Origin of the sequence: Roseibium album (genome assembly GCF_001404515.1) — a bacterium.
Classification (GTDB): Bacteria; Pseudomonadota; Alphaproteobacteria; order Rhizobiales; family Stappiaceae; genus Roseibium; species Roseibium album.
Window position 1 is genome coordinate 213,599 of record NZ_CXWE01000002.1, and the last position, 13,006, is coordinate 226,604.

Consider the following 13,006-nt stretch of genomic DNA (forward strand, 5'->3'; position numbering starts at 1 on the left):
CAGCCCTGAAGTTCAACCATATTCCGCTTGTCAACAAACAAACTGCCCTTTTGGGGGGCGGTGAACATCTAAGGAGCAGTCCCATGAAAGTTAAAGCACTCACCCTCGCAGCAATCGCCTTTTCGATCGGCTATGTCAGCGAAGTCAACCTTTCCTCCATACCGTCAGGCGCACCCGTTTCGTTTCAATTGAGCGAAGCCAACGCACAAACAGCATCCCAGAATGCAGCACGCCGCACGTCCCGCCGGACGTCACGCCGCGTGAACCGGCGCCATGAAGCAGCAGAAAACGCAAACGAAAACAACTGAATTCTGACGCCCGTTGCTGGCATCGGACAACTATCTATCAGCCGCGCGTCCAAAACAGATCAGCATCGCGGCACCCAAATCAAAGGAATAGTGAAATGAACACAAAAGCACTCACACTCGCAGCGGCAGCATTTTCAATCGGATATGTCGGAAACGTCGATCTGCCCTCTCCCCAGTCAACCGGATCCCTTTCATTCAAGGTAGCCGACGCAAACGCCCAGACCGCTTCACAGAATACCGCCCGTCGCACAGCCCGCAGAACGTCTCGCAGGGTCAACCGGCGTCAGTCGATTTCAGGCTGCACACCTTACAACGCCTACTACAATTGCGGCGGCGTCTACTACCAGGCCGTGACGCAGGATGGAACCACTGTTTACGTGGTCGTCAAACCCTAGTCAGCGGCAACAAATCATATCGACTGATCTGCCGGAACCGGGGAACCGTTTCCGGCAGCAGTCGTTTGGGAGACAGCTTGCACATAATCCCGACTTGCGAATTATCTAATTTAAGCCAGTAAGCAATGCGAGCCTTCGCGATCACCGGTTCAATCCGCCAGACCATCGCTTCGGGTATATTTTTCCGCATCGATATGGGCCTGGGTCACCCGGTTATGCACTTTTCTGGTACGTTCGACGCGGCCAATGAATCCCGGCTCCCGGGCATAGCCGAAAATCACCGTGTGGCGTTCGCCTTTGCCTTTGACAACACGGTGCAGCGAGAACCTGCCCTTGAAGATCTGAAGATCTCCCAATTCAAGCGACAAGTACTGGACACGATCGCTCTTGCCGTCCAGCACGTCTTCCACTTCTTCATAACACTCATCTCCGGGCCGGCGTAGACCCGGTACATATTCAAAAGTGCCACCCTGGTCCGGCTTGCGCGTCAACAGGCTGACGATAAACTCGTTGGTGTCGTAGTGCCATGCCAGCTGCTGGCCCTCTTTCATGACATTCACCACGACACCGGCAAGCGGATCGTCGAAAGTGAAAAGTTGCTCCTCTTCAAGGCTGTCTGCGATGAACCTCTGGAAGTGGGCGCTTCGGTAAAGCGACAGGCTGGGCCCGTATTCGGGAAACCGGTCCATGGCAACAAAGCCGTTGGTATTTTCCGAATATCGACGACGCGGATGGCTTGGGGGCAGCGACGGATCATCTTGCGTGAAATAGGGGTTGATGGAGGAGCTGGAAAAATGCGCCCCCGGAGCAATACCGGTCACCTCGGCATCGAACATTTTCAGGCAGTCCCGACGAATGAAACCATCGATCCGGGCACACCCTTGATTGCGTAGGGCAGCTCGCACTTCTGAAAGCCGTCGACCATAGGCGCTACTGTCGGGTTGATGGATTGGCCAGCGCTCCAGATCGACACAGGCAAGCGCTGCGATTGAAGGCGCATCCTGATCATGCTTCATGTCATTGTCCCTCGATAAGAATTAGTTAACAAGATGAATGACATTTCCAATTCCGCCGGTAAAATGGGTTCTGCATTCAAAAACATAAGTCAAACTAATGCATTTGTTAGACGTCACTCATTGGTCGCTCCTCTTCGCGCTAAAAGACCAGGAGACATTGTCAGCCGCTGCAATCGGTCTCGGAATTACGCAGTCGGCAGCGACCCAACGGCTGCAGGAAGCCGAAAGACGTTTGGGAGTTTCGCTCACACACAAAGTTGGCCGGACACTTGTTCTCACCGAAGCCGGGCGGATACTCGCGCAGGCAGCGGCCCAGACTCAGCCCATCCTGCTGCAGGCCGAAAACGATGCGATCTGGCAGGGAAAGCGGAATTCAAAAAGGCTGCGTGTGGCAATGAGCCAATTTGACCCGCCGGCGCTGGCTATGAACCTGATCGAAATGTGCCGGCGTGAGTTGCCGGATTTGTCGGCTGAAATCACACGCGTTTCAGCCGAGGGAATCGTTGCTGCCATCAGGGAGAAGACAGCTGACCTCGCATTGGTCCCGGGTAAACCGCGACTTCCCGGCCTGGCCTCCAGACCGGTTTTTTCCGACAAGCTTGTTGCCATCTTTTCGAAAGTCGACTTCTCGGGTGAGGCCATGCCTGTACGGCCTCAGAATTTCGCCGGAAAAACTTTTCTGACATACGACCTCAGGCCGGAGCCAGGCTGGGAGTATGACAGCTTCTTCCAGCGAGGAAGATCCTTTCCCGCAGAAGCCGTAAAGATAGAATCCACGGAGCTCATCTGCAGACTTGTTTCACAAGGATCCGGTGCTTCCATACTTCCGGGCCTTTGCATCGGCCTGTCCGACTATGCGGACCGCCTTGCCGCCGCCGATCTCGACTGTGAACCGATCCGGTTCGACTGGCATTTGATCCATGCACAAGAGGTGCCGGAACACCTGCTGAACCGGATCGCTGAATATGCCACGCAGTGGCCGGCCGCGATTTGAGGATAATATTTGGAAGAGTAGTTCCGTTTACAGCCAGGCCAGGACCGCGCGCGATTTAGATCAATTTTGTAGAATTCAACATTTAAATTAAGTATAAAACGAAAATAACTAAATATTTAAACGTCACATTTTAGACAAAGGACTGAAATTAAAAGCTGTCATCAGTTTCACAGGACGCAACTGATTCATTTGCAATACGGGGGTCTTATGACAGTTCTCATTACCGGCGGTGCCGGTTACATCGGATCGCATTGCTGCGTTGCCTTTCAGCAGGCCGGTTACGACATTGTTGTGCTTGACAATTTGTCCAACGCAAGCAGCGCCAGCCTTGAGCGTATCGCTGCGATCACCGGTCAGAAAATTGCGCATGAAATCGCCGACATCAGGGATCAGGCTAGACTTGAGCAAATACTTAGGGACTATAACTGCACCGCAGTCGTCCATTTTGCGGGCCTGAAGGCTGTTGGTGAATCGACCAAGCTCCCGCTCGTCTATTATGAGAACAACGTCGTCGGCACGCACAGGCTGCTGTCTGCCATGGCCAATTGCGGCGTCAGGCAGATGATCTTTTCGTCTTCGGCGACAGTCTATGGTGAGCCCCAGTTTCTTCCCCTCACCGAGGATCACCCCACCAGTGCCGTCAACCCTTACGGCCGGACCAAGCTTGTGATCGAAGACATGCTGCGCGACGTCGCCGCCAGTGATCCTGCCTGGCGTTTCGGGATCCTGCGGTACTTCAATCCGGTCGGCGCGCATCACAGCGGCCAGATCGGCGAAAACCCTCTTGGGATACCGAACAACCTGATGCCGTTCATCACCCAGGTTGCTGACGGGCGCCGGGAGAAACTGTCGGTTTTCGGCAACGACTACGACACCCGTGACGGAACAGGCGTGCGCGACTACATCCATGTCACCGATCTGGTCGAAGGACATCTGCGAGCCCATGAGGTTCTCGCATCAGGATCTGCTCCCTCCAACTGCTTTGCGGTCAATCTCGGCACCGGCAACGGTTACAGCGTTCTGGAAATGGTGAAGGCGTTCGAGCGCGCATCGAACAAGGAGATCCGTTTTTCCTTCGCCCCCCGGCGCGACGGCGATGTCGCGGAATGTTATGCAAACACGGACCAGGCCGAAAAACTGCTCGACTGGAAGGCTGAACACGACCTGGATGCCATGTGCCGCGACACCTGGAACTGGGTCTGCAAAAACCCCCGCGGCTACGAAACGACGGCGTCCTGATCGAAGGTTTCGTTCGATCTGATAGGCGGTGCACCGGAAAGCACATGTCTTCGCACCACAATGATCGTGATTTGAAGGCAATCAGTTCAACAGGCACCTGGTGCAGATCGTATCTGTGACAGCGGCTCATCTGCGCCACTCATTTCCACGTCACACCGGGAGTGTGACACCCAACAGGTTGGCCAGGGCAGCCTCACGCTTCGCAAGCGTGCCATCGGTTGCTGTGGCCAAAACCAGCTTGCGCCGCAAATGCTTTGGCGAAGGAACGGTTTGCACGGATCCGGATCGGTATCGTTGGACATCCGGCTCGGGAAGCAATGTAAAGCCGAGGCCCGCTGTAACGCATTCCATGATCGCCTCGAGATTATCCAGCATCACCGTCTTGGCATTGCGTGGGCGATCATGGGTCGCCATCTCCGCGGCAATGAGCTTGCCAATTCCCGTATCAGGCATGAAATGGAAAAAGGAATGGCCCATCAGGAGGCCCTTCAGCCCATTGGCGAGAAGATCCTCGTGAGCCGCAAAGACAAGCGGTTCCTCGCGAATGATGCGTCCGGAAAGAGCGTCAGGCAAACCGTCGGCGTCTGTCACAACGGCAGCATCAATCTGACCGTTAACGACCTTCGTCTGCAGGGTTTTGGAAAGACCCGTCTCGAATTCGAAAGCCGCATGTGGCGCTTTGCGCTGGGCATTCTTGAGAAACTTGGGAAGCAATCGCACGGCTGCTGTCGTGACAAAGCCGATCCTGAACCGCCCGACCAGCGTGTTGGTCGGCCGGCAGATCTCCAGCAGGCTTTCCTCGCGGCGCAGCAGCGGGATCGCCTCGGTCACGATGGACCGTCCTATCGGCGTCAATCTCGGTGGCCGGACCGACCGGTCGAACAGGTCAACTCCGAGCTCGGTTTCAAGCGCCTTTATCTGCATTGAAAGCGCTGAAAGCGTCATGTTGAGTTGCTCTGCCGTTCTGGCAAAGGAGCCAATCTTCGCGATTTTCACGAGACTTCTGAGCGATCGCGTCTGCACAACTCAAACTTTCCTGTATTTGATATACATTTTTATTCGATTGTCCTGAACTTTAGCAAGTGTATTCTCACGGAAACGTTATTGAAGGCTACTGTCATGACGCATCCGCTGGTGACCATCGCGAACGAACTGTCTTCAGGCTTTGAAAAGCGCGCCGCCGGATGGGACAGGTCCCGCACATATTGCTGGCAGAATGTCAGCGAGCTGGCGCATGCAGGGATCATGGGAATGTCGATCCCGAAGGAATATGGCGGTCAGGGAGCAAGCTTTCTCGACGTCGCCATGGTGATTGAAGAGATAGCCAGGGCCTGCACACTGACTGCCCGAATTGTCGTCGAAGGGAACATGGGCGGCATCAGCGCTGTCATGGGTTACGGCAGCGATGCGCAAAAGGCATTCTGTGCACCCCATGTGCTGGCAGGTGACAAACCTGCCATCTGCATAACGGAACCGGAAGCTGGAAGTGCCGCAACCGAAATGCGAACAACAGCGCGCAAAAAGGGAAGCAGGTTTGTTCTCAACGGGACGAAGCACTGGATCACCGGTGGCGGCGTGTCGAAGCTGCATCTTGTCTTTGCCCGTGTGTTGGATGAGGCAGGCTGTGAGCAGGGCGTCGGCGCGTTCATCCTCTTCGCCGATCCTGCCAACGAGAATTCCCCCGCGGGTTTCAGCGTCGTCGGGCGCGAACACACGATGGGCCTCTGCGGCATGCCCGAGGCTGAGCTGCAGTTCGACAATGTTGAAATTGATGCAAAATGGCTGCTTCACCCGCCATCCGGCTTGAAGCACGGCTTTGCCGATCTCATGAACGCTTACAATTCGCAGCGCGTCGGTGCTGCAATGATTGCCGTTGGGGTTGCCGCCGGAGCGCTCGATCATGCCAAACGCCACTTGCTTGACCGGAAGCAGTTCGGGCGCCCACTCGCCGAATTCCAGGGGTTGCAGTGGATGCTCGCAGACATGGATACGCAGATACATGCCGCCCGCCTGCTTGTTCACGAAGCGGCGCGTTCCCGCGGTCCAAGCGGAAGTCGCTACCCGGACATGACGATGGCCGCACGCGCAAAGCTTTTTGCTTCTGAAATGGCAATCAAGGTGGTCAGCGACGCGCTTCAGATGTTCGGCGCACGCGGTTACGGCGATCAGGAACCCCTGGAAAGGATGTACCGGGACGTGCGTATGTTCACCATCGGAGGTGGGACAACGCAAATCCTGCGCACGCAAATCGCAGGAAGCATCCTCGGCATGAAAACGCCCCAGACGCGTGATGGTTACACGCGCCTTTCGGAGACGATGCGCGACGCGGCGGAATAGCTGCCGCTCACCGATGTCGCCAGATGAACTAGGCGCTGAGATCCTGGAACACGCGTACGTTCCGCACGGTGGTCGCAGCGCCCGCAACATCGCCGTCGTTCTTGCCGGCAAAGGGTGCTACGGCGTTGCTGAACAGGAGCATCGCCGGTGTGTGCGCGAATGAATTTTCCACGTCAAAGACCTCCAGATCGTCCACGTAGAACCGGAATTCGTTCTCGTTCCAAAGCATCGCGTAGCGGTGAAAGGTCTCATCCAGCCGCATGTTCGACCGGTACGTGGCGGCAAGAACGATCTTTTCGGGTTTCCATCGCCGTGCCGAAACCTGAACGATGTTCGGATACTTGACTTCGGCCACATCCAGCTCGAATTGGGTGTCCCCTTGCAAGGACCTGTCGGAAACCATCCAGAAAGCATTGTTGACACCCGCTTCATTCGCAATGCGCATTTCGCATTCGAAATATCCGTATGTCTGGCGGAACGAACGGGACCGGATATAGCCCCCGGTAAACGGTCGCTTGGGATCATTCTGATGTCCGAGATTGAGATCAAGCTCGCCGTCTTCGACCACGACATTGCGGGGATACCGCATCGTCAGATGTTTGTGCCCGCCGCGTTTGAGAAGTTCCCACATCGCGTGAAATCTTACAGGATCGTTGAAATCATCCTCGAATGTCAGCTTCCAGTCTCCGCTGGCCTGCTGCAATGGCGTCGGCAGATCTCCTCCCGAAAACGCCGCAACATGTCCTGGCACAGCCAGAGCTGCCAGGGTGGACGCACCACCCGCCGCGGCTTTCAGAAAGCGGCGGCGGCTGAGTGTCTCATAGGGCGGCAAAATTGAACTCATCACCGTCAACTTGCCAGCTTGGCGTTTGGTTTCGGAGCCTTCAGTTCGCGAAGTGCCAGCTCCAGTTTCCAGGCACGGTCGCGCAGGGTCTGGATCTCGCCTGTCATGTATCCCACCTCATCCTGGAACCAGTCTGTGACCTCACCAAGGTTCTGGTCCGTCTGAACAAGGTTCGGCTTTTCAAGCGCCTTCTTGGGCGGTGCGGTGACCGGATTTGCCAGCACGTGGTTCAAGCCATTTTCCGTCAGGAACCGGTGATATTCAGCATAGTTCAGCCGATAAACATGCTGCACTTTCGAAAAGTCGGCCTTCTCGAAAATGTTCTCCAGATTGATCGGCATGTAGTCCTCGACCTCGACCGAGGGTATGGCGAAGAGTGTCGAGAGTTCGCGGATGCGGGAATCGTAGGTGAAGAACACCGCCGGAATTCCCTGATGAAGACCGATCACGTTTCCATGGAGCCGGAAGCCGACCAGAACGTCGACATTTTCCTTGGCGTCCGCGGCCCACTCGTCGACATCAAAGAAGGCCTGCATCCGGTCGCTCACCAGCGCTTCGACATCCTTGTCACCGTCGAGATTGTACTTCTCCAGGATTGACTGGATATGTTTCTGCTTTTCCTCACCCTTTGCGAAGATGGCAAGTGTCTCTTCCCGCTCGCCCTGGGAATAGAGCCGGTTGACCGGCCGCTGAGCAACAGCCTGGATCAGCGCACGTTGCATGCGGTTGGTCTTTGTCGCGTTGGATGCATAATCCGCTGAAAGATACCGGTTGAGCGTCAGACCTACACGGGCTTTTGCCGGATCGATCGGACGGATTTCAATCGACGGACGCAGATTGCGGTAGAAGCTCGGGCAGCCGATGATACGGACATTCTTGATGCCGATGTCATTGAAGACCTCCGCGCTGTAGACACCGCGAACACCGATCGTTTCGCATTTGTCGGCAATGATCTTCCAGGCTTCGACACTGCCTTTCGGCAATTCGAGTTTCTTGTACTTTGCTGCCTGAGCACCCACGCCGACCGGGACGATCGGGCCCTTGAGCTTTTTCAGAAGCGGAATGACATTGCTGATATCAACGGTTTCGGTCAGATAGTTGGACCCGCGAATGACCGTGGCATCGTAGTCTTCCTGCGGCCAGAGTTTCTCGTCACCAGCATGCGCAAACTGCAGGTTCTTGATCTGATCGTAGGCAAGCGCCTTGAGCATCGCGTCATAGACCAGTACGTCGCCCGTATTGATGCCGCCGCGGGAGAATGAAGAAAGAGGATCGTCGATTTTCAGAAATGCGGATTTATTGCCTGGCTTTACGGCAGCGCCGCCATTCAATACGAAGAGCTTTTTCATGTGAACTACACCTTCCAGTATTTGGGCCACAAGCGCCCTTCTTGTTAACGGGCTGAGGAATGACGGTTCAGCGGTGGCATTTCCGGATCTTTGCGATATGCCCCGCGAACCAGGGGAGCATCTGATAGTTTGCCGGCTTGCGACTTGATAACTTTGGTCCGCCTGATGCTTTGAAGCCGGTCGGGGAACCACGTGTGCAACTGCCTTAGCAGCGGCTGCAGGCTTTTGTCCCAACTTCGATCCGTGGATCTTGCCGCCGCCTGCTTGGAGAGTTTTTGTAGGAGACCCGGCGATTTTATGATGCCTTCGAGCACGGCTGTCAGGTCATGGGTCACGACCCCGTCGTCGCTCGATCTCAAGAGCAGCCCGTCAACTTTGTGGTCGATCAGTTCCGAAACGGCACCGACATCTGTGGCAATCGGCACGCATCCAAGACGCTGTGCCTCGATGATCGCGAGCGGCGCTCCTTCCCATCTGGAGGGGAGAATGAAGACATCGGCCCAGGTAAGCAGCTTGCTCAGATGACGGCTGTCATAGACGGGCGGTTCGACACGAATGCCAATTTCGGCGAAACGATCTTTCCAGGACCCTCCTGCACCTGCATCCATGATGTCGGATCCAACGACACGCCAGTCGATCTCGACACCTCGCCTTTTCAAGGTCCGCGCGGCGGCGAAGATACGTTCTATGCCCTTCTGGCGATCCAGCCGGCCCAGGAACAGCGCTCTGACAGCTCCGTCCCGTTCGCCCGTTCGTCCGGCAGTCAGCCGTTTGACCTCCTCCGGAGCAAGCGGGTAGCCGGCCGCGTTGGGGATATGAAGCAACTTGGCGCTCGGAACACCCATGCCGTGCAGCCATTCGGCCATATCCCTCGAACATGTGAGGACGCTGTCGTAGATATGCTCATAGGCAAGCGTCAGATAGGGATGGCCAGCCGGACGGCCGCTTTCAGACGCGTCCAGCACATGCACATAGTTCACGATCTTTGCGCCGCGCCGTCTGAGTTCACCGAAAATGGCATTTGCCGGTGCGAGCTGATTGTTGATGATCACATCGAGACCGGAAAGAAAGCCGATTACCTCCTCGGAGCGCGCGTCCGCGTCATGACCCATCAGGATGTCATGCCCGGAAAATGTGTTCGGTCCGCCCCAGAGAGGATAGTCATCCGCAAGGAAGTTTATGCTGTCGAAAATGCCGTCATTGTCCGGAATGCGATTGTAAACCGGCTTGCCGAAAACGTAGAGATGGACCTCGCAGCCGGCGCTTTTCAGAACGCGAGCCGTAGCATAGGCCACCTTTTCAACCCCGCCGAAACTCGCTATCGGCAGCAGAAGCCCTACCCGAATCGGGCCGTTCTCCTGTGCCAGTCTCGGCATCAGTGGCGCAGCGCCAAGTGAATGACGCAGAAGTTCGTAATATTTGCTCCGGTCCGGGAAGTAGGCAGACCGCCAGATCCATCGCTTGTCCGTACCGCTCCGATAGCCGGAGTCCCGCAATGCACCCAGCGTCGCAAGCAGACTGTTGGTCGAAGAAAGCGCAGTCCCCTGCATATCGTCAGCCGAAAAGGGACCGCTCACAACGATCTCTGCAATCTTGGGGGATGGTTTCGCCTTGCCGAGCGTCCGCACCCAGTCATCCGACTTGTCCTCGACGCATTGCTGGATAATCCCGAGAGAGCACATCCAGCCAAGTGGCTTCTTGTTAAGTTCCCTGTCGTCGCCGAGCGTGGCAACCTCAACACCCAGTTTGTCCCTGTCGCTTTCAAAGCGGATGGCAACGAAGTGGTGGGTCTGGGAAAGGCGTTCGCCCAGCCACAGAACATTGTGAAGCAGCCCGAAATCCTTCAACGCGTCCCGATGCGCCGGTGACATCCAGAGCCAGAATGGTGGAACCCCGAATGTTTCCGGCTCGGCACGCGCGGCCCAGAACATTTTCACGAACTCTTCAAAACCGCGCCTGTCATGCGAAACAACCGGATCCGTGAACAGGTCGACCAGGTAGGAATCGGTGCCGAAGGCAAGATAGCGAGGCGTCTCCTCATGCTCCCAGCGCAGAAGCGTGTCCGCCGAAAACAGCTTTTTGTGCTTTGTTCGGATGTAGCCCAGAATGCTCTCGCGCGTGCGGTTGGAATCCCGCAGCATGCTTTCCGCGCGCTGCCGGTATTCAAATCCGAAAAACGGGTAGTTCGCCCCTTTGAAACCTTTGGAAATTGCCTGGAGCCAGAACTCCCAATCCTCGAAACCGGATTTCATGGTTTCGTCAAACCGGACATCGGCATCGAGGATAGCCTTGGAAACCAGGCTTCCGGCTTCGCAGATATTGTCGAATGTCACATGTAACAGACGGGAATACTGCGCCGTGTAATTCCCGTTCCATTCAATTCCGAACTTGTCGATATTGGGATAGATCCAGTCGATGCCCTTGTTCGCCCGCAGATACTCCAGGAGAACGCGCATTGCCGTCGGCGTGATGCGGTTGTCGGCATCCAGAAAATAGACGGCCTCGAGATCTGCGAATGTGCGCAACGCGAAGTCGATGCCGTAGTTTCGCGCCGAACTCAATCCGCCATTGGGCTTTCTCAAATAATAGACATTGTCGTGCGCGAGCGCATACGCCTGCGCGACCTGTGCCGTTTCCGGAAAGGGACAGCCGTCATCAACGATGACGACTGCAATATTGAATGGTGCCTCTTGCGTGAGTGCTGAATCGATCGCTTCCGTCAACAGGACGGAGTGTTTGAACACCGGAATGAGAATGGCAATCGTGGCGGATGGCTTTTCGGAACTTCCAAACTGGGCATAGCGCACATTCGGATGACCCTGACCAGCTGCGGTCTGACGAAGCATGGTCGTCATCCGTTCACAACAGCGCGGAAATTCGCAAATTTTGCCCAGGCGAAATCATTGCCACCTGCTTCATTCATCCTCGTTGCGAAATAGACATTCTGCCAGGCACCAACCTGCTCGCTGGCAAATGCGCTCAAGTGGGCACTCTCGCCGAAGGACACGGTTTTCCATCCGGAAAAGGCTTCACCGACAGTCTGTTCCCGTTGTTCACGGAACAATGCCTTGGCCGCTTCGAGATTTCCGGCAACCGCTATCGCAAAATCGATATCAGCAGCACGGCTGTTGTCGATGAAGGCCTTGGCGGACATACGGATGATTTGCGGTGGACACGCGGCGGGCAGTTCTCCGATCGTTATTCCTTCGGCCGGTGGATGGCAGCCAATGGCCCGTTCCGCAGGCAAAGGCATGATCGCTTCAAAATCAAAAGAGACTTCATCCGTGTTTGCGAGGCTGGCATGCTCAAGAATGCCAGGGGCAATCGGCATGTCGCGGAACCCTTCGCTGAGCCCGACTTGCTGCGATTGTGCGGGAATGTAGTTTGCCGACGGCGGCATCGACACGCCCGGGATGCCACCCCAGACCTGCAAGGCCAGGCTGTTCTTCAGGACGGGCATGCCGTTTGCGGCATCCCGCACCTGGAACATCTCGATCGGCTGCAGGCTTCCCAGCGACAGAAGCGGCACGTCCTCATCAGCGTCTTCGACCTGAAGCCGGAATTCCAGGGTGCGGTTGAGCCCAGCCGTTGACTTGGACAAGCCGAAAATGTTCCAGCCGGTTGTCAGGTCACCGCTGGAAATCTGCCACGTATCGACAATGCGCAGGTCCTCGAGAGTGACAAGTTGCGCGCGCAACTTGAGATCCTGGCGGCCCACCGGCTGGTCAAGATGAACCGAAACACCGCTCACGCCCGAACTCGGCACAGGCAGGATCTGACTGATCCCGTCGCGCGAAGCACTGGCCAATACGTTGGCGTTGAGTGGATTTTCCGCCGGTTCATTGCTGAACACCAGATCGAGCGGTTGAAGGCCATGCCTGTTCAGGAACGATTCAATCGCGGCGAACCGGTTCTGCAGATCATCGTTCAAGTTCCGGAGTGTCCTGAGTTCCCTGTTTGACAACACCAGGCGTCTGGCGGCCGATTTGACGTGTTCTGCCACCAGTGCAACGATCGAAGAAATCGCCTCACTTTCGCGCCCGCGGGCCCAGCCGACGACGGAAGGAAGCTGCACGGCGTCCTGCCGATGCAACCATTTGTACAAGGTGTCCGCTTCAGGTGACGCCCCCGGATCAGCCAGGATTGCCAGCGGCAAAACCGGTGCCTCGACGACTTGAAAAACCGATCCCTTTTCGTCGGAGAACAGAGCATGTCCGTCCGACACGCCTTCGAACCAGACTGTTTGCACTGCACCCAGCAGGGCCATTGGCAGCTCCTGCCTCGCAACTCCGACGACGATCAGTGTCAGGTCCTTGAGGAGGCGCTCCTCAATCGCCGGTTTGTCGACTGGATATGCCTCTTGCGTGGCCACGACTGTCATAAACGCCCCCAAAATTTGCACTGCTTTGGCATAATTTTCGGGAAATGCCGCCGCAAGATAACCAAGTACATAGCCAGAAACTCATGCTATTTTGTGACGACAATACGGCATATAAAAGTAATATTTCAAGTTTTTTATGTATT

General features: G+C 56.0%; 11 protein-coding genes. 5 read left to right on the forward strand and 6 right to left on the reverse strand.

Annotated features, from left to right (window positions below; genetic code table 11):
- Positions 1–83 precede the first annotated feature (83 nt).
- Together LA5095_RS31985 and LA5095_RS06250 are read left to right on the forward strand one after the other, a co-directional pair.
- Positions 84–308 carry a hypothetical protein gene (locus LA5095_RS31985; RefSeq protein ID WP_082442678.1) on the forward strand — a complete coding sequence of 75 codons (225 nt, stop codon included), beginning with the start codon at positions 84–86 and terminating at the stop codon, positions 306–308.
- Positions 309–403: 95 nt separating this feature from the next.
- The gene (locus LA5095_RS06250) at positions 404–703 is read left to right on the forward strand and encodes a hypothetical protein (protein ID WP_029061276.1); all 300 of its coding nucleotides are present in this window, start codon (positions 404–406) and stop codon (positions 701–703) included.
- A 149-nt stretch (positions 704–852) separates the two neighbouring features.
- Here the strand turns inward: LA5095_RS06250 and LA5095_RS06255 are convergent, their stop codons facing one another.
- A complete protein-coding gene (locus LA5095_RS06255) occupies positions 853–1,719 on the reverse strand; it encodes a HalD/BesD family halogenase (protein ID WP_055113127.1) in 867 nt (288 codons plus the stop codon).
- Between the two features lie 97 nt (positions 1,720–1,816).
- Between LA5095_RS06255 and LA5095_RS06260 the strand changes: the two genes are divergently transcribed.
- Both LA5095_RS06260 and galE read left to right on the forward strand, forming a co-directional pair.
- Positions 1,817–2,713 carry a LysR family transcriptional regulator gene (locus LA5095_RS06260; RefSeq protein WP_082442623.1) on the forward strand — a complete coding sequence of 299 codons (897 nt, stop codon included), beginning with the start codon at positions 1,817–1,819 and terminating at the stop codon, positions 2,711–2,713.
- Positions 2,714–2,920: 207 nt separating this feature from the next.
- Complete coding sequence (gene galE / locus LA5095_RS06265) at positions 2,921–3,952, forward strand: UDP-glucose 4-epimerase GalE (RefSeq protein ID WP_055113131.1); 1,032 nt, start codon at positions 2,921–2,923, stop codon at positions 3,950–3,952.
- 150 nt (positions 3,953–4,102) lie between these two features.
- Here the strand turns inward: galE and LA5095_RS06270 are convergent, their stop codons facing one another.
- Positions 4,103–4,975, reverse strand: a complete 873-nt coding sequence (locus LA5095_RS06270; RefSeq protein ID WP_082442624.1) for a LysR family transcriptional regulator — start codon at positions 4,973–4,975, stop codon at positions 4,103–4,105.
- Between the two features lie 96 nt (positions 4,976–5,071).
- On the opposite strand from LA5095_RS06270, the gene acdA reads away from it, so the two are divergent.
- A complete protein-coding gene (gene acdA / locus LA5095_RS06275) occupies positions 5,072–6,289 on the forward strand; it encodes a 3-sulfinopropanoyl-CoA desulfinase (protein ID WP_055113135.1) in 1,218 nt (405 codons plus the stop codon).
- A gap of 28 nt (positions 6,290–6,317) precedes the next feature.
- Here the strand turns inward: acdA and LA5095_RS06280 are convergent, their stop codons facing one another.
- From LA5095_RS06280 to LA5095_RS06295, 4 genes are read right to left on the reverse strand one after another with little or no spacing between them, the layout of a single operon-like run.
- Entirely contained in the window at positions 6,318–7,133 is an 816-nt protein-coding gene (locus LA5095_RS06280; RefSeq protein WP_055113136.1) for a family 16 glycosylhydrolase, read from the reverse strand.
- Positions 7,134–7,138: 5 nt separating this feature from the next.
- The gene (locus LA5095_RS06285) at positions 7,139–8,482 is read right to left on the reverse strand and encodes a polysaccharide pyruvyl transferase family protein (protein ID WP_055113138.1); all 1,344 of its coding nucleotides are present in this window, start codon (positions 8,480–8,482) and stop codon (positions 7,139–7,141) included.
- A 44-nt stretch (positions 8,483–8,526) separates the two neighbouring features.
- Complete coding sequence (locus LA5095_RS06290; RefSeq protein WP_055114202.1) at positions 8,527–11,328, reverse strand: glycosyltransferase; 2,802 nt, start codon at positions 11,326–11,328, stop codon at positions 8,527–8,529.
- 5 nt (positions 11,329–11,333) lie between these two features.
- The gene (locus tag LA5095_RS06295; protein WP_055113140.1) at positions 11,334–12,863 is read right to left on the reverse strand and encodes a DUF6212 domain-containing protein; all 1,530 of its coding nucleotides are present in this window, start codon (positions 12,861–12,863) and stop codon (positions 11,334–11,336) included.
- Positions 12,864–13,006: the final 143 nt, after the last annotated feature.